Origin of the sequence: Virgibacillus proomii (assembly GCF_900162615.1) — a bacterium.
GTDB classification, from domain to species: Bacteria; Bacillota; Bacilli; order Bacillales; family Amphibacillaceae; genus Virgibacillus; species Virgibacillus proomii.
In genome coordinates, this window is sequence record NZ_FUFN01000009.1 from 692,507 (window position 1) to 711,520 (window position 19,014).

At 37.8% G+C, this 19,014-nt stretch carries 14 protein-coding genes; 2 read left to right on the top strand and 12 right to left on the bottom strand.

From position 1 onward, the window contains the following. Positions 1–177 precede the first annotated feature (177 nt). The 12 genes from BN1066_RS05935 to BN1066_RS05990 form a co-directional block, all read right to left on the bottom strand. On the bottom strand, positions 178–1,464 hold the full coding sequence (locus tag BN1066_RS05935) for a UDP-N-acetylglucosamine 1-carboxyvinyltransferase (protein ID WP_077318532.1): 1,287 nt from the start codon (positions 1,462–1,464) through the stop codon (positions 178–180). A gap of 127 nt (positions 1,465–1,591) precedes the next feature. After that, a complete protein-coding gene (gene fsa / locus BN1066_RS05940) occupies positions 1,592–2,233 on the bottom strand; it encodes a fructose-6-phosphate aldolase (RefSeq protein WP_077318533.1) in 642 nt (213 codons plus the stop codon). Between the two features lie 35 nt (positions 2,234–2,268). Beyond that, positions 2,269–3,126, bottom strand: coding sequence for a class II fructose-bisphosphate aldolase (locus BN1066_RS05945; RefSeq protein ID WP_077318534.1), 858 nt, complete (start codon positions 3,124–3,126; stop codon positions 2,269–2,271). 101 nt (positions 3,127–3,227) lie between these two features. Next, on the bottom strand, positions 3,228–3,587 hold the full coding sequence (locus BN1066_RS05950) for a response regulator (RefSeq protein ID WP_077318535.1): 360 nt from the start codon (positions 3,585–3,587) through the stop codon (positions 3,228–3,230). Between the two features lie 698 nt (positions 3,588–4,285). Further along, complete coding sequence (locus BN1066_RS05955; RefSeq protein WP_077318536.1) at positions 4,286–5,896, bottom strand: CTP synthase; 1,611 nt, start codon at positions 5,894–5,896, stop codon at positions 4,286–4,288. A gap of 417 nt (positions 5,897–6,313) precedes the next feature. After that, positions 6,314–6,838, bottom strand: a complete 525-nt coding sequence (gene rpoE, locus BN1066_RS05960; RefSeq protein ID WP_342745590.1) for a DNA-directed RNA polymerase subunit delta — start codon at positions 6,836–6,838, stop codon at positions 6,314–6,316. A gap of 1,212 nt (positions 6,839–8,050) precedes the next feature. Beyond that, positions 8,051–8,677, bottom strand: coding sequence for a TetR/AcrR family transcriptional regulator (locus tag BN1066_RS05965; RefSeq protein WP_077318538.1), 627 nt, complete (start codon positions 8,675–8,677; stop codon positions 8,051–8,053). Positions 8,678–8,720: 43 nt separating this feature from the next. Continuing rightward, positions 8,721–9,860 carry an acyl-CoA dehydrogenase gene (locus tag BN1066_RS05970; protein ID WP_077318539.1) on the bottom strand — a complete coding sequence of 380 codons (1,140 nt, stop codon included), beginning with the start codon at positions 9,858–9,860 and terminating at the stop codon, positions 8,721–8,723. Between the two features lie 38 nt (positions 9,861–9,898). Continuing rightward, positions 9,899–11,029 carry an acyl-CoA dehydrogenase gene (locus tag BN1066_RS05975; protein ID WP_077318540.1) on the bottom strand — a complete coding sequence of 377 codons (1,131 nt, stop codon included), beginning with the start codon at positions 11,027–11,029 and terminating at the stop codon, positions 9,899–9,901. A gap of 13 nt (positions 11,030–11,042) precedes the next feature. Further along, positions 11,043–11,912 (bottom strand): 3-hydroxybutyryl-CoA dehydrogenase, encoded by an 870-nt coding sequence (locus BN1066_RS05980; RefSeq protein WP_077318541.1) that lies wholly within the window; start codon positions 11,910–11,912, stop codon positions 11,043–11,045. Positions 11,913–11,936: 24 nt separating this feature from the next. Beyond that, positions 11,937–13,121, bottom strand: a complete 1,185-nt coding sequence (locus tag BN1066_RS05985; protein WP_077318542.1) for an acetyl-CoA C-acetyltransferase — start codon at positions 13,119–13,121, stop codon at positions 11,937–11,939. A gap of 308 nt (positions 13,122–13,429) precedes the next feature. Further along, a complete protein-coding gene (locus BN1066_RS05990; protein ID WP_077318543.1) occupies positions 13,430–15,532 on the bottom strand; it encodes a heterodisulfide reductase-related iron-sulfur binding cluster in 2,103 nt (700 codons plus the stop codon). A gap of 367 nt (positions 15,533–15,899) precedes the next feature. Here BN1066_RS05990 and pflB point away from each other — a divergent pair, with 367 nt between their 5' ends. Next, positions 15,900–18,149, top strand: a complete 2,250-nt coding sequence (gene pflB, locus BN1066_RS05995) for a formate C-acetyltransferase (protein WP_077318544.1) — start codon at positions 15,900–15,902, stop codon at positions 18,147–18,149. 100 nt (positions 18,150–18,249) lie between these two features. Beyond that, positions 18,250–18,981 (top strand): pyruvate formate-lyase-activating protein, encoded by a 732-nt coding sequence (pflA, locus tag BN1066_RS06000; RefSeq protein WP_077318545.1) that lies wholly within the window; start codon positions 18,250–18,252, stop codon positions 18,979–18,981. Positions 18,982–19,014 lie beyond the last annotated feature (33 nt).

Sequence of the window (19,014 nt, forward strand, 5' to 3'; positions counted from 1 at the left end):
AAATACATACACTCTGCAACTTGAAGCTCCTCCGTCTTACAGTTTTAACGCATAAGATGTGCAGTGTCAGCTTACAACCACAAGAAATGCGTCGATAGCGATACATCGCGCATTTTCAAGAGACGTTACCAATCTACATTCACCTTAGGTCCATTTATCCTCTTCTTGAACAACAATTTAAGAGTTCTGCAGCTCCTGTACTTCTTGTTCAGTCATTTCATCACGCCAAATTTTAGCGCCAAGATTTGTTAATTTCTCTGTGATATTTTCATAGCCACGATCGATATGATCGAGACCCGTAATTTCTGTAATTCCTTCTGCCATTAGACCGGCAATTATTAACGAAGCTCCAGCACGAAGATCTGTTGCATTTACTTTTGCTCCTTGTAATTTTACAGGACCTGTAACAATAGCTGACCCACCTTCTACTTTAATCGAAGCATTCATTCTTCTTAACTCATCAATATGCTTCAATCTTGCAGAATATATCGTATCTGTTACGACACCTGTATTATCCGCCTTTGTTAACAAGGACGTAAACGGCTGTTGGAGATCGGTAGGAAATCCGGGGTAAACCAATGTTTTTATGTCAACACTTTTCAATAAACCTTTTGGTCTAATTAAGAGTGACTCATTGCTTTCTTCGATAGGAAGCCCCATCTCACGCAGCTTAGCTAATAAAGACTCTAAATGTGTAGGAATTACATTGTCGATAACAACTTCTTTTCCCATAGCAGCAGCTGCAATTGCATATGTCCCTGCCTCAATACGATCCGGTATAATCGTATGACGGCATCCGCTCAAATGTGGAACGCCTTCAATACGAATAACATCCGTACCCACACCTTTAATTTTTGCGCCCATATTGGAGAGTAATGTAGCTACATCAATAATTTCCGGTTCTTTAGCGGCATTTTCAATAATCGTCTTTCCTTTAGCTTTGACAGCTGCTAGCATAATATTAATTGTTGCACCTACGCTTACAACATCTAAATAAATGCGTGCGCCAGTCAGCTCCTTAGCACGAAGATAAATTGCGCCCTGCTCATTTGTGACTTCTGCACCAAGTGCTTCAAACCCTTTTATATGCTGATCAATTGGACGTGGGCCTAAAAAGCAGCCGCCAGGAAGACCGATTACCGCTTTATTGAACTTACCGAGCATCGCACCCATAAAATAATACGATGCCCTAAGCTTTTTTACTTTTCCATTTGGAAGTGGCATGGCCACCATATTTGCAGGATCAATATTAACGGTTTGTCCATCCCAGGAAACCGATCCACCTATCTCTTCCAATAAATCACCAAGCGTAAATACGTCAGAAATTTGTGGAAGTCCCTCAATTGTCACACTAGAATCAGCTAATATCGCTGCTGGCAACAATGCAACTGCACTATTTTTTGCTCCACTGATTCTTACTTTGCCATTTAGTAGATGGCCACCTTCAACGAACATTTTTTGCATATAAAAACCCCACTTAGGCAAGGATCATGTGGATCCTAGTGTATGTCCACACCACTTGCAATCTTTATCGCAGTGAATACAACTGCATTTGCTCCTTAGGTTGCGCTGTTTTTCCATTATTATGCAATTAATTTTGTTTATTCCAATCTGCTAAGAATTTTTCAATTCCTTGGTCGGTTAACGGATGCTTAACAAGTTGCTCTAAAACCTTAAACGGAATTGTCGCAATATGTGCACCATGAAGAGCAGCTTCTATTACATGTAAAGGATGACGAATGGATGCAGCAATAATTTCTGTTTTAATATCGTGCTTTTCAAATATAGTAGCAATTGTTTGGATTAAATCCATTCCATTATGACCGATATCATCTAAACGCCCCAGAAACGGTGATACATAGGTAGCACCTGCTCGAGCTGCAAGTAAAGCCTGATTTGCATTAAAAATAAGTGTAACATTCGTCTTAATATTTAAATCACTAAAGGTCTTTACTGCTTTTAAGCCTTCTAAAGTCATTGGAACTTTAACGGTAATATTTGGTGCAATAGCCGCTAATTCCTTTCCTTCACGAATCATACCTTCTGCGTCTTCAGAGATTACTTCGGCACTAACAGACCCAGAAACCTCTGCTGTAATTTCACGCAGACGATCATGAAATGAAACATTCTCTTTTGCTACCAAACTTGGATTGGTTGTTACTCCATCCAGTACTCCTAAAGCATTAGCCTCACGGATCTCATCAATATTTGCTGTATCAATAAAAAACTTCATTCATACCCCTCCTCCACATTTTGTTTGAAAACATCTTAAGCTTTTTGGGATGAGCCAAATTCACGCATTTTGCTAATAACTGTTTCTTTAATTGCTTCTCTACCCGGTCCTAGATATTTACGTGGATCGTATAAATCAGGGCTTTCGTTCAACACTTCACGAACTTTTTTCGCTTGTGCAATTTGGTTTTCTGTATTTACATTAATTTTTGCTGTACCTAAGGAAATGGCGCGTTGAATATCTTTTGTAGGAATACCAGTTCCTCCATGTAAAACTAATGGTATTTTTACCAAATCAAGAATTTCTTCCATTTCCTTAAACCCTAGATTAGGCTCTCCCTTATACGGTCCATGAACAGATCCAAGTGCTGGTGCAAGGCAATCAATTCCAGTTGCATCAACTAGCTGTTTACATTCCTGAGGATCTGCATAAATAACACCGTCTGCTATAACATCATCTTCTTGTCCACCAACTGTACCTAATTCTGCTTCTACAGAAACGCCATGTAGATGAGCTAGTTCAACAACTTTTTTTGTAACCTCAATATTTTCTTCCAATGGATCATGTGATGCATCAATCATTACTGATGTAAAGCCAGCATGAATAGCTTCTGCACATTTTGCAAAGCTAGATCCGTGATCTAAATGAATAGCTACTGGTACAGTTGTTTTATATGAATCCATAAGTGACTTTACCATTGCCACTACTACATTGAAACCACCCATATATCTTGCGGCACCTTCAGAAACACCTAAAATAACTGGAGACTTTTCTTCTGCTGCTGCCTGCAAAATTGCCTGCGCATATTCCAAGTTATTTAAGTTAAACTGACCTACCGCATAACCATTTTCTTTACCCTTTTCTAACATTTCTTTCATTGATACTAATGGCATGTATATCCTCCTCTTAGATGAACATTACACCTATGTCAAAATAAATTACACTATAAGAATACCAACAACCGTCCAAAGGCGCAACAATACTTTATTTTATTTTAACCAAGAATCGAATTTACAACCCGACATACTTCCTTAATATTAAACGGTTTGCCTATAATCGTTACAATATTAGCACATTCTATATTGTCAGCAAGGACAGCTTCACACATTCCGCTCATCATAATAGTAGGAATGCAATGGTTTGTTTTCTTTATTTGCCGCAATACTTCTATACCGTTAAAAATTGGCAAATGGTAATCGATCATTAATAAATGAAAAGTAAAAGAATTAATTTTATCTATACACTCTTTACCATTATTGGCAGTCTCCACATAATAACCCTCTTCAGTAAGAATATCTTTCAGGAGCATACAGATTCCCGGTTGGTCATCAACAACTAGGATTGCTTTTTCCATTTATAGACTTCCCCTTTCTAAAGCATTTGTCCCCCAACACTAATATTCGCTATCAATTGCTAGATATCCTGCAATTTCTACGGGTTTTGCCAAATAAAGAAGAGTGAATAATAATGAAGTCTTAAGTTCATGTTCAAAAAGATAAGTTAAATTTTTTTCACTAAGGCTTTTTTCTCCGAAAGAGTAAATCAAGGGCTAACCCCGAAGTATCGCTGAAGAAGTTTTTCTTATCCAGCTAAATTTCGACGTAAAAATCTCATGTAAATGACTGTAAATGAAAAAGAGCTGAGACATAAGCAGATACTAAATAGCACAAACCGAACAATTCATTTATAATTGTTCGGTTTGTTTGTGTTTAGAAAAACTTGGCTTGTCGCAAGTCTTTAGCGAAAGCCATCGTTTTTCTTATACTATAAAGTGAAACTTCATTCAGTAGGAGTTTTCTTCCATCTCCTACTGAATGTTAGTACCGCAAGGGTATGACCTAAAGGCCCTTAAACGAATCGGGCATTTAGGTGCCGTCTTCTCCCACTTAGACCCTTTTGTATCAACTCCAAGATTTTGAAGTGGGAGTCTTACGGCACCTTACATGCGGGATAAAGCCTAAAATTTTATACTTTACTATAGTACTAGGACGATTTATGGTTCGTTTTTTAATCAGCTGTTTTTTTGTTCTAGCCCCTTCTTTATTTTTTTTATTATTTAGCGTTTTGATACTCTAAGGCAGCACCGATAAACCCTTTAAATAAAGGTTGTGGTCTAGTCGGTCTAGATGTAAATTCCGGATGAAATTGACATGCTACAAACCACGGATGATCGGCAATTTCAATTGTTTCAACAAGACGGCCATCAGGACTTGTACCGGAAAAGACGAATCCATGATGAATCATTTGCTCCCGGTAAACATTGTTAAACTCATAACGATGACGATGTCGCTCTTCAATACAATCTGCACCATTATAGGCTGCTTTTGTTTTGGTATTATCTTTTAATTTACATGGATAAGCGCCAAGTCGTAAAGTTCCCCCTAGATTGGCAATGTCCTTCTGATCCGGGAGTAAATCAATAATCGGATGTGGTGTATTTGGATCAATCTCTGTTGAATGAGCACTTTCAAGCCCTACAACATTACGAGCAAATTCCACCGTAGCTAATTGCATCCCTAAACAAATACCTAAAAATGGGATCTTATTTTCTCTTGCATGTTGAATGGCGATAATTTTACCATCGATTCCTCGGTCACCGAAACCACCGGGAACGAGAATACCATCCACATTTTCTAGCTCTTGATGAATCGTTTGTTCATCAAGCTGCTCTGAGTTAATCCAATGTACATGAATATCCGAATCAAATACAAATCCAGCATGTTTTAATGCTTCTACGACAGACAAATATGCATCAGGTAATTCAACATATTTTCCTACAAGCGCAATATCAACTTGCTTTGATAAATGCCGTACTCTATTAAGCAATTCCTTCCACTCACCCATATCCGCTTCTTGGCACTTTAAACCAAAGTGATTGCATGTGAGTTGATCTAACTGCTGTTCTTGCAAAGAAATTGGTATCTGATAAAGTGTATCAGCATCTATCATCTCAATCACTGCTTTTTCATTAATATCACAAAACAGAGCAATTTTTTCTTTCATTTCCTTACTAATCGCCTGTTCTGTTCGTAAAACAATAACATCAGGTTGAATACCAAGAGAGCGCAATTCCTTCACACTATGTTGGGTTGGTTTGGTTTTCATCTCACCAGCTGCTTTAATATATGGAACAAGTGTACAGTGAATATACATGACGCTATCTCTGCCAACATCCTTCTTAATTTGACGAATTGCTTCCAAAAAAGGTAATGATTCGATATCACCAACCGTACCGCCGATTTCCGTAATCACAATATCTGCTTCTGTTGCTTCCCCTGCGCGAAATACCTGTTCTTTTATTTCATTCGTGATGTGTGGAATAACTTGAACTGTTCCACCTAAATAATCACCACGGCGCTCCTTACGAATAACGCTGGAATATACCTTTCCTGTTGTAATATTGCTATATTTATTCAAGTTAATATCAATAAACCGTTCATAATGGCCTAAGTCTAAATCGGTCTCTGCACCATCCTCTGTGACATAAACTTCCCCATGCTGGTAAGGGCTCATTGTTCCAGGATCGACATTAATATAAGGATCAAATTTTTGGATCGTAACTTTTAAACCGCGATTTTTTAGTAATCGTCCCAGTGAAGCTGCTGTAATTCCCTTCCCTAATGAAGATACAACGCCTCCAGTAACAAAAATATATTTAGTCATCTTACTCCCTCTTTCTCTATATTTTTATTAAATCAAAGGTTTTTTTAGGAATTTAGCTCTTTATAAATAATTGCATACTAGTCACAAATAAGACCATACATGAATTTTTCAGATAAGGAATCCCAAGTAAATTTCCGTTAGTATTGATTTGATTTTAATCATTCTTAAACTGTCTAATTAACATAAGCTAACAATACTTTTTCTCTCATATTTTGGGATGCACTAAGAATTTTAATCGTGTTATCTGTTGTCTTTATCATGCACAAGGTGACAATAAAATAATAAAAGCGCCTCCCCAACTGCTGGGGAAACGCTTTGATAATTAATTGAAAGAGCCCAAGTTAAATTGTACTGATCTCAAATAAAAAAGTCAAGACTCCAAGAACTGCCATCCACTCTAAAAATTAAATACTTCCTTTACTTTTTTTCCTTATCATCTAAGTAATCTTCATCCACCAATTCTTCATCTTCTTCTATTTTCTCGTCATAGTCCTCATCATAATCCTCATCGAAGGCTTCATCATAATCTTCATCTTCTTCAAAATCTTCTTCTACGAAATCTTCATCAAAAATTTCAATTTCATCATCAACAATATCCAGTTCTTCCTCTATTTCCTCTTCTGACTTTTGCCTCACCTTTTTCTTCCTTTTTGGAGTTACGTGGACTACTTCGTCCATTTGTTCAACAGGATACCAACGTTTCAGCCCCCACATATTATCTCCTGTTGTCAAAAATCTGCCATCCACATTTAAATCCGTATAAAATTGAGCAATTAGATCCCGTTTTTGTTGTTTAGTAAAACCTTTTAAATCTGCTGCCTGTTCAAATATGTCCTTAAAATGAATAGCTTTCTTTTCTTCTAACATTAATAAAGTAGCTAATTCAATCATTGACATTTTTTGAATTTCTTCGTGGCTATATTTTTTTAAGCTCACGGTCATGCACTCCCTTTACTTATATTAATAACTTTGCTACTTAACTTTAATAAAGTGAATCTTCAATCAGTGGGGATTTGCTTTTATCCCACACCGATTATTGGAATGAACAGAATCGGGCATTTAACTTGCAGTTGGGCCCTCCACTTATCTTCCAGGTTTTACCTTGTTACATGGAAGTAGAGGTCTTACTACAAGTTACATGTAGGATAAAAGTTAAACTTCAATCTATAGCTGATTCTTTCGCACATGGAAGTAGCAGTTAAATCAATCTACTATTGAAGTACTGCTAACTCCATCGTATTCACGCTTTGTTGTTAAACTAACATTTAGGTAAAAGTCTTAAGAACAATTAGATACTGAAATAATTTACATATATCTAACGTCTTTATACCAATAACCATACCATACATTATAAACAATTCTATAGGGTTTATGCTAGAGATAAAGCAGAAAAAAATAAAACCACAGTAACTTTAGAAAAACTTGGCTTGTCGCCAAGCCTTTATGCGAAAGCTATCGTTTTTCTTATACGATAAAATGAAGCTTTATTCAAGTATTGCTTTTCTTCTTGAAAAAGAAAAACGCTTTTCCTGCTTGCGATGCGTCGCTGCCGTAATCTTTCTTATCTGTCACCCCAAACGAATTGGGAATTTAGGAGCCGTTTCTCTTATAAAGTTTGAAAAAGTAATAAGCAGATTTTTTACATGAGAAAAATACAGCTCCTTACATTCGGAATAAAGGAGCCGATGTAGACTTACCGTAGGGAGAAGAGCGAAGTTCGCTTCAGCTTGAGCGCTTAAACTAGACGACGAGGCTACTTTCAGAAAAAACATCCATATGCAAAAACATATCAATCAATTCCTAGACAAAAATAAGATTGAAAGGAAAGGAACCTTTATTACTTCGTTGTACTTTAAAAATTCCGAAGTCAATATTAACTTCTCCGCTAAATTTTTTACATTGTTAACAGCTTTTTATGCATGCATTCCAGCCTAATTGTTCTATACAAATCTAAAATTCACCAAGTCTATTTCATTTGAAAACTAGTGCGTTTTACATGTAAAAAGCCTTGTATGAACCTATACTCATACAAGGCTCTAAAAGACATATCAAAAATTCCCCTTTATTATCTCTGTGTAGGAATAACCCGTTTTAAAAGGTTATTCCATACGTTCATTAATACTTTTTTGTTGTCTTGGTTCTTTATACTTTTCTTTAAACACTCTCTTTATATCCCTTAATAGAATTCATTAAATAATGGATTTGGTAATCTGTATATTCCTCAAGTGTGAATTGCTTTTGCAGCATCCATCTTCTAAATGCCCACATTTGTCCAATAATAAATATGTTATTAGCTAAAAGTTTACGTTTTCGAGGGGACAATGAATCCGGAAAAGAAGCCACTATTAACCGCTCTAATATAGCTAGCATATCCCATTCTTTTTTTAACACATATTCTTTACTCTCATTTTTTAATGATTTCACTTCTTGATACATGATTAGCACTTCTTCTTGCATTTCATCCATTAAATAAAAGTATGACCGAATTACATTCATGAAATGCTCTGCGGAAGAATTATTCAAATCTATTTGCGCTTCCAATCGCTTACGAACTTGAAGATAAATGGAATCACAAACAAGAAATAAAACATCTTCTTTTGTTCGTATATATTCATATAATGTTCCAATACTAAAACCGGCTGCTTTGGCAATTTCCCTAGTTGTAGTCCGATGAAACCCTTTATCTTTAAATAAGGTAATGGCTCCTTTTATAATTTGATTCCGACGCTTTTCAATTAAGGATTGATCTTTTATGGAAGAAAGAATTGAATCCTTCTGCATTCCATTACCTCCTTATTTGTTCAACTTTAATACTTTCCTTGACCTATTTCGTAAGCATCCTACCAATAACTAGACGTTGAATTTCATTTGTTCCTTCATATATTTGAGTAATTTTCGCATCACGCATATAACGTTCAACTGGATAATCTTTTGTATAGCCATAGCCGCCGAAAATTTGGACGGCTTCTACAGTAGTCCGCATTGCTGCATCTCCTGCAAATAATTTTGACATGGCCGATGCTTTACCATAAGGTAATCCTTGCGACTCTAACCAGGCTGCTTGATAAGTTAATAAGCGGGCTGCTTCTACCTCTGTTGCCATATCTGCTAGCTTAAAGGAAATCCCTTGATTCATTGCAATTGGTTTCCCAAATTGTTCCCTTTCTTTTGCGTAGGCAGTTGCTGCATCCAATGCTCCTTGAGCAATTCCAACCGCTTGTGCTGCAATTCCATTTCGACCGCCATCCAACGTAGTCATCGCAATTTTAAAGCCTTCTCCTTCTGCTCCTAACCGATTCTCTTTTGGTATACTGCAATTCTCGAAAATAAGTTCAGTTGTTGGTGAAGAACGAATGCCTAGCTTTTTCTCTTTTTTACCGAAAGTAAAACCTTCTGTACCCTTCTCTACAATAAAAGCCGTAATGCCTTTATGTCGTTTATCGGCATCTGTTTTAGCAAATACAATATATATATCAGCAACTCCACCATTGGTAATCCATACTTTATTACCATTTAATACATAATGGTTGCCTTCTTCCTTTGCTGTCATTGACATGGAAACAACATCACTTCCTGCTCCAGGCTCCGATAACGCATAAGCGCCTAACGCTTCACCACTGGCCAGACGATACAAAAACGTTTTTTTCTGCTCTTCATTCCCATATTTATAAATCGGCCAGCTAGCCAAAGATACATGAGCCGATAAAGTAACCCCGGTAGATGCACAGACTCTTGATAATTCTTCTACGGCAATAACATAACTCATATAATCTGCACCAATGCCGCCATATGTTTCTGGCCATGGAATACCGGTTAACCCTAATTCTGCCATTTTATCAAATATTTCCCTATCAAATCGTTCTTGTTCATCACGTTCAGCAGCTGACGGTTCTACTTCATTTTCCGCAAAATTCCGCACCATCTTTCGCAACATTTCTTGTTCATCAGTTAGTTGAAAGTTCATTCTCACTTGTCCTCCTTCATGTTTTTAACAAATGTTTGCTATTTTAATAGATGCTTCGCTATAACAATTCGTTGGATTTCATTGGAGCCTTCGTAAATTTCAGTAACTTTAGCATCGCGAAATAGTCGCTCAACAGGGTAATCTTTTGTATAACCATAGCCACCAAAAATTTGTACAGCTTCTATAGCATTTTTCATAGCTGTTCTTGATGAAAATAACTTTGCCATGGATACCTCTTTTCCAGCAGGAACATCTTGTTCTACTAAAACAGCGGCTTGATAGACTAATAACTTTGCCGCTTCTGTACGGGTGGCCATATCTGCTAGTTTAAAGGAAATTCCTTGCTGGTTAACAATTGACTTGCCAAATTGGATTCGCTCTTTAGCATATTCTGTCGCATATTCCAAAGCCGCTTCACTAATACCTAATGCCTGCGCCGCAATACCAATTCTGCCGATATTTAGATTATGTAACGCAATTTTAAAGCCCTGCCCTTCCTCACCTAACAGCTGTTTCTTATCAACTTTACAATTTTCAAAGATGAGTGAAACCGTATTTGATCCATGTAGCCCCATTTTTCTTTCTTTTTTTCCAATCGTAAGTCCTGGTGTATCCTTTTCAATAATAAACGCACTTATATCACCTTTTTCCTCACCTGTTCGAGCAAAGGTTATATACGTATCTGCTTCGCCACCATTTGTAATAAATAGCTTAGAACCATTTAATATATAACCATTACCTTCCTTTACCGCGGTTGTTTTAATACTTCCTGCATCAGAACCGGCGTGTGCCTCTGTCAAAGCAAAAGCACCAAGGTAATCTCCATTAGCAAGCTTTGGAAGGTAATGATTTTTTTGCTGTTCCGTACCAAAGTACAAAATAGGATTGGTTCCCACAGATGTGTGTACCGATAAAACAACTCCTACTGTAGCGCTTACTTTTGATATTTCATGAATGGTCTGAATATAGGAGGTATAACCCATCTCTGCACCACCGTAATCTTCAGGAATAGGGATGCCCATTAAACCAAGATCTCCCATTTTTTTAATAATTTCTTTTGGAAACCTATCTTCTTCCTCCATCCGTGGTATGGCCTGAGCTATTTCTGTTTGCGCAAAATCTCTGACCATTTTTCGCAACATTGCCTGTTCTTCTGTTTCATGTAGCATCCGCTTTCCTCCCTTAGGCATTCGTATATAGTTTCGTATACGTATAAAAGCCTCGACCTGATTTTTTACCGAGCCACCCTGCTTTTACGTATTGCCTAAGTAATGGACATGGGCGGTATTTACTGTCCGCAAACCCTTCATGCAATACTTCCATAATATAAAGGCATGTATCCAGGCCAATAAAATCAGCCAGAGTTAGCGGTCCCATCGGATGATTCATCCCTAATTTCATTGAAGTATCAATATCCTCGACCGTTGCAATTCCTTCATAAAGCGTATATATCGCTTCATTAATCATTGGCATCAAAATACGATTTGAAACAAACCCCGGAAAATCATTTACTACAACGGGTGTTTTATTTAAAGCCTTTGCCATTTGGTCAATAGCCTGATAGGTTTGATCACTCGTCTGTAAACCACGAATAATTTCTACCAATTTCATCACAGGTACAGGATTCATGAAATGCATGCCAATTACTTGTTCCGGACGTTCTGTTGCTGCCGCGATCTCCGTAATTGGCAAGGATGATGTATTCGAAGCTAAAATAGCATGTGTCGGAGCAATATGATCCAGCTGCTGAAAGATATCTGTTTTCACATCCATATTTTCAATCACAGCTTCAATTATTAAATCTGCTTTACTTCCTTCCCATAATGTATCTACTGCCTGAATTCTTGTAAATGTTTCATTTTTCTCCTGCTCTGTCATTCGTTGTTTATCAACAGAACGTTGCAACAGCTTCTCAATAGTATTTATTCCCTTTTCTAATGCTTTCGCCTGATTATCATATAATCGAACATGAAAACCAGCTTGAGCACAGACGTGGGCAATACCTGCCCCCATTTGCCCAGCGCCTATGACCATAACTTTCTCTATATTCATTTCGCCCATCCCCTAATAAATATTCTATTTTGGTACTTCGATTAAAATAGCGTCACCTTGGCCTCCCCCACTGCAAATAGCAGCAATACCAAGTCCACCGCCTCGTCTTCTCAATTCATAGACTAAAGTTAGTAATATTCTTGCTCCACTAGCTCCAATCGGATGACCTAATGCAACTGCCCCACCATTTACATTAATTTTTTCTTGATCAATCCCTGCGATCTTAGAACTTGCTAACGATACGGAGGCAAATGCTTCATTAATTTCAAACAAATCTATTTCATCTTTAACATGACCTGTTTTTTCAAGTAATTTATTAATGACTAGCCCTGGAGTCTTTGGAAAATCTTCAGCAGGTACAGCTATTTCTGCATGCCCTTTAATCGTTGCGAGTGGAGTTTTTCCTAATTCACTAGCTTTGTTACTCGACATTACCACAAGCGCACATGCTCCATCGTTTATGCCTGGTGCATTCCCTGCTGTAATCGTACCGTCCTTATTAAATACCGGTTTAAGCACTGCCAGCTTTTCAATGCTTGTATCTTTTCTTGGTGCTTCGTCTCGATCTATAATAAGCGGGGCTCCTTTTCGTTGTAATACTTCAATAGGGACAATTTCTTCAGCAAACTTCCCTTCTTCTATTGCTTGAATTGCCCGTTGATGGCTGCGATATGCCCATTTATCCTGTTCTTCACGACTTATTTCATATTCATTTGCTGTAGCATTTCCATATGTCCCCATATGAACTCCTTGAAAAGAACAGGTTAATCCATCATGTACCATCATATCGACTACTTTTTTGTCACCCATCCGATTTCCCCAGCGTGCATCTGGTAAAAAGTAAGGTGCATTACTCATGCTCTCCATACCACCAGCTACAATAATTTCTTCCTCGCCCAGACGAATCAATTGATCCGCTAATGTCACACTGCGTAATCCAGAAGCGCAAACTTTATTTATCGTTTCTGTTTTTACATCCCATGGAATACCAGCTTCTCTTGCAGCTTGTCGTGATGGGATTTGTCCTTGTCCACCTTGTAGCACATTTCCAATAATTACTTCATCTACATCATCTCCTGCTAGGTCTGCCCGCTTTAAAGCTTCGGCAATCGCCTTCCCTCCAAGTTGTGATGCTGTAAATGGCTGCAATGCCCCACCAAATTTTCCAAATGGTGTTCTTGCACCAGCTACAATTACAGATTCTTTCATACATTTTCCACTCCTTTTCTTGATTGAACGCTCGTTCAAAAATAACGATAAATATGTACAAAAAGGAGGATTTTTCCCTTTTTGTACATATTTCCATTTTGTTAGTAGATTAACAGAATTTGGCTGTTTGCAAAAAAACTGCTGATTGATCGTTTATCCCGCATGTAAGATGCCGTAAGACTCCCACCCCACTTCAAGACCTTGTGTTGGGTCTATGTGGTAGGTAACGGCTTCTAAATGCCCGATTCGTTCAGCTAACATTTCTTGGGAAAAGCATTCCAAGAAATGAAGTTTCACTTTATATTAAACTATGCGCTTTTTTCTTCCTTATCTGCAAATACAGATAGTGCTAATATCTCGGCTACGTCCATCGTGCTTATATCTTCTTCAACCTCTTTTGCTTTCGTGCCATCACTAATCATTGTCAGGCAGTATGGACATGCACTTGATATCATATTCGGCTGAACTCTCAACGCCTGCTCGGTGCGTGCTACATTAATTCGATTTCCGGTTGTTTCCTCGGACCACATTAAACCACCACCTGCGCCACAACACATACCATTTTCTCTAGTACGATCCATCTCTACCAATTCCAATCCCGGAATCGCCTTAAGAATTTCTCGAGGTGGATCATAAACTCCATTATACCTTCCTAAATAGCATGAGTCATGATAGGTAAGTCGTTGATTGATAGCCTTTTTTGGTTTTAATTTACCGCCCATTACTAAATCATATAACAATTGCGTATGGTGATAAACCCCTACTTCAAAACCAAAATCTGGGTATTCATTTTTAAAAATGTTATATGCATGTGGATCAATCGTGACAATTTTTTTCACATCATTCTTCGTGAATTCTTTTATATTTTTCTCGGCAATTTCCTGAAATAAAAACTCATTTCCTATCCGACGAGCTGTATCGCCCGAATTTGCCTCTTTATTCCCCAAGATGGCAAAGCTAACACCTGCTTGATTTAACAATTTTGCAAAAGCGAGAGCTATCTTTTGACTGCGGTTATCGTAAGCACCCATGGAACTGACCCAGAACAAGTATTCAAAATCCTTTCCTTCCTTTTTTAACTCCTTCACAGTTGGAATATAAATGGATTCATCCTGTTCGCGCCATTTAATTCGATCTTTTTTCGATAGCCCCCATGGATTACCTTGACGTTCAATATTCATTACCGCCCGCTGTACATCTTGGTCCATCTTCCCTTCTGTCATAACAAGATAACGGCGCATATCAATAATCGTACCTACATGTTCATTATTTACTGGACATGCATCCTCACAGTTTCGGCACGTCGTACACCCTGCCAGCTCTTCTTCTGTAATTACATCCCCGATTAAACTGGCACTTTGTACCGTTGCTGCGGCTTCTTGTTTAGCACTTGCTTGGTTACCAATTGTATTGGCAAATGCATAAGCAGGAACCCAAGGTGACTTTCCAGTAATTGCAGCCCCCTTTTCTGTTAAATGATCTCTTATCTTGATCATAATATCCATTGGCGAAAGCATTTTCCCCGTACCAGATGCAGGACAGACATCTGTACATCTGCCACATTCCACACAGGCATAGAAGTCGATCATTTGATATTGTTCAAAATCCTCTACCTTGCCAACGCCAAAGGAAATATCCTCTTCATTTTCCTCCTCATCTAGATCAAAATTTATTTTCTGTAATTTACCTGGAACTCGTTTACTTAGAAATACATTGATCGGTGCAGCAATCAAATGCGCGTGCTTAGACTGTGGAACATAAATTAGGAAAACGAGAATAGTGATCGTATGAATCCACCACGCAACATAGAAAAGTACCATTGCCCCTGTAGGAGAAAGCCATGAAAAAGCCATGGCGATAACACTCGCAACGGGTTCCATCCACGTTGGTTCATGACCGTGCCATAATTGCACCATTCCGTTACCGAATAACACAGAAAGCATTAAGGTACCAATAAATAAGAGTACTAACCCTGCTTTAAATCCGCGCTTCAATCGAACAAGCTTTTCGATATAACGACGATAGAAAGCCCAGACCACTGCCACTAGAATCATTAATGTTACTATTTCTTGAAAAAATACGAAGCCCGGATAAAGTGGACCGAATGGTAAATGAGCTTCTGGAGACAGCCCTTTAATAAACATATCAATGGCTCCAAATTGGACAAGAATAAAGCCATAAAACATCATAACATGAATGATTCCTGATTTTTTATCCTTTAATAATTTTGACTGACCAAAAACAATTTTCCCTATTCTTTTAAAGCGTTCTTTAAACTCCCGATCAAATTCAGACTTTCTCCCTAGTCGAATATAGGCAACACGCGTTGCTACCGCCCTAGCAAACAGGTATACGCCATAAATTGTAATCACCGTAAAAGCGATCGCATTAATAAGTAGAAATGTATCCAATTTGCCCGATCCCCCTTATCATGTCGTAATACATCTTATTATGTTTTCATCCTTTCTCCATCCCCGCTTGATAGCGATTGCATTATTCAGAAAAATGGCTTCTTTTTAAATCTTATATATACTACTATAAATATGAATGATCATTCAGTCAACTGTTTTTCTCTAACTATTTATGAAATCACAATGAAAGAAATGCCACTATCTAAGGTAGGGCCAATTTTTTTAAACAACTTCCGTATTGCCTTATACTAAATTTTCAATGAAAGTAAATGTCAAAAAAACATCACACGTGAACTCTTTCACAATTGTCGATTTTTCGTTATAATAATAGTAGCTTCATTTATTCAATACCAAAGGAGGTAGTTTTATGACTACTACAACTACAGCATCCCCATGGAGAAGCTTCCAAACAGGGAAATGGGAACAAAATGTTGATGTTAGAGACTTTATTATACGAAATTTCACCTGTTACGAAGGTGATGAGGAGTTTTTAGCTGAGCCAACACAAAATACGCTGGATCTTTGGGATCTAGTTACTGAGCTTACGGCAAAAGAGCGTAAAGCAGGCGGCGTATTAGATATGGACACAAAAATTCCATCGACGATTACTTCACATGGTCCTGGTTATTTAGATAAAGATAAAGAGAAAATTGTTGGTGTACAGACAGATAAACCATTTAAACGTGCGCTAATGCCGTTCGGTGGCATTCGTATGGCAAAAAACTCCTGCGAAGCATATGGTTATGAATTAGATAAAGAAACTGAGCATATTTTCACAGAGTACAGAAAAACCCATAACCAAGGTGTGTTTGATGCTTATACTCCGGAGATGAGAAGAGCAAGAAAAGCCGGAATCATCACTGGATTACCTGACGCTTATGGACGTGGAAGAATCATAGGTGACTATCGAAGAGTTCCCCTTTATGGAGTAGATTTTCTAATTAAGCAAAAACAAGAAGAACTTGTGCAATTAGAAAATGATGGTATCATGTCAGAAGATATTATTAGACAGCGTGAAGAACATGCAGAACAAATTAGAGCATTACATGAATTAAAAGACATGGCAGCATCTTATGGATTTGACATTTCTAAACCAGCTACAAATGCGCAAGAAGCTATCCAATGGCTATATTTTGCTTATTTAGCTGCGATTAAAGAACAAAATGGTGCAGCAATGAGTCTCGGTCGTGTATCCACATTCTTGGATATTTATATGGAACGTGATCTAAAAGAAGGCACCTTAACCGAGCAAGAAGCACAAGAGTTGATTGATCATTTTATTATGAAATTACGTTTAGTAAAATTTGCCCGTACCCCTGAATATAACGAATTATTCAGCGGAGATCCAACTTGGGTAACAGAATCAATCGGCGGAGTAAGCATAAGCGGTGAACCACTGGTTACCAAAAACTCTTTTCGTTTCTTGCATACTTTAACAAACTTAGGACCTGCTCCTGAGCCAAACCTAACCATTCTATGGTCTACCAAATTACCAGAAAACTTCAAGAAATATTGTGCGAAAATGTCTATTGATACAAGCTCCATCCAGTACGAAAATGATGATATCATGAGAAAACACTACGGTGATGATTATGGTATTGCATGTTGTGTAAGTGCCATGGAAATTGGTAAGCAAATGCAATTCTTTGGAGCTCGTGCTAACCTAGCTAAAGCATTGTTATATGCAATCAACGGTGGAGTTGATGAAAAATCAAAAGCACAAGTATCCCCAGCGCTTCGTCCAATTACTTCTGATGTCTTAGATTTCGATGAAGTTATGGAACGTTATGATCTTGTTTTAGATTGGTTAGCAAAATTATATATGAATACGTTAAATGTTATTCATTATATGCATGATAAATATGCGTATGAACGAATTGAAATGGCATTACATGATAAAGATGTCAAACGTACGATGGCAGGCGGAATTGCCGGATTAAGTGTTGTAGCTGACAGTCTAAGTGCAATTAAACATGCTAAAGTACATGTCATTCGTGATGAAGATGGACTAGCTGTAGACTTCCGCATTGAAGGTGACTATCCAAAATACGGAAACAACGATGATGCAGTTGATAGCCTAGCTGTGGATATCGTAAACAGATTTATGAATAAATTCCGTCAACATGAAACGTATCGAAATGCTATTCCAACATTATCCATTTTGACGATTACTTCAAACGTCGTTTATGGTAAGAAAACAGGTAATACCCCAGATGGACGTCGTGCTGGAGAACCATTTGCACCGGGCGCAAACCCATTACATGGTCGCGACAAATCTGGAGCGCTTGCATCTCTAAACAGCGTAGCTAAAATACCTTATGAAAATTCTTTAGACGGCATCTCTAACACAACGAGCTTTGTTCCAAAAGCACTTGGAAAAACAGTAGATGATCGCTCTAAAAACTTAGTATCCATCCTTGATGGCTATGCTAAAAAAGAAGGACATCACCTAAATATTAACGTATTTGACCGTGAAACACTTAAGGATGCGATGGAGCACCCTGAACAATATCCACAATTAACCATTCGTGTTAGTGGTTATGCTGTAAACTTTGTAAAATTAACAAGAGAACAACAGCTTGACGTTATAAACCGTACATTCCATGAAGGTTTGTAATCAAGTCATGGGTGTAGAAACGATAACCTGTAAATTTTAAATATCATTTGCTTGGAAGGGCAATTAAACTGCCCTTCCACTAAGATAGGGGGCTTTACCAATGATCGGAAGAATTCACTCCATTGAAACCTGCGGTACTGTGGATGGACCTGGACTACGTTATGTAATTTTTTTACAAGGATGTCTACTGCGTTGCCAATTTTGCCACAATCCCGATACATGGGATGTAAAAGGAGGCACAGAAAGAAGTGTAGAAGACATCATAAATGACTTACAGGATTACCTTCCATATATAAAGGAGAGCGGAGGCATAACCGTAAGTGGTGGAGAGCCTTTATTACAAATTGACTTTCTGCTTGAACTGTTTAAAGAATGTAAAAAGCTAGGTGTCCACACCGCTATCGATACATCTGCTGGATGTTTCCGTGAAAGCCCTACTTTTTTAAGGAAAGTTGATGAATTACTAAAAGTTACCGATCTTGTATTATTAGATTTAAAACATTTAGATTCGCAATTACACAAACAACTTACTGGTCTGCCTAATGAACACATTTTAAAATTCGCTGAATTATTAGCTGAAAAAGACGTCCCTGTTTGGATTCGCCGTGTACTTGTGCCCGGCAGAACGGACGATCCAGAAGAGCTTGCCAAATTAAATGAATTTATTACTAAACTTGGCAATGTAAAAAAAGTAGAAATTCTGCCATACCATACGATGGGCGTCTACAAATGGGAACAGTTAAATCTAGACTACCCACTTGCTAACGTCAATCCGCCTTCCAAAGAAGAAGTAGAGCGAGCTGAACAAATACTATCCATTACGTCAAAATAAAGTGAAACTTCATTCAGCGGGTTGTTACTGATA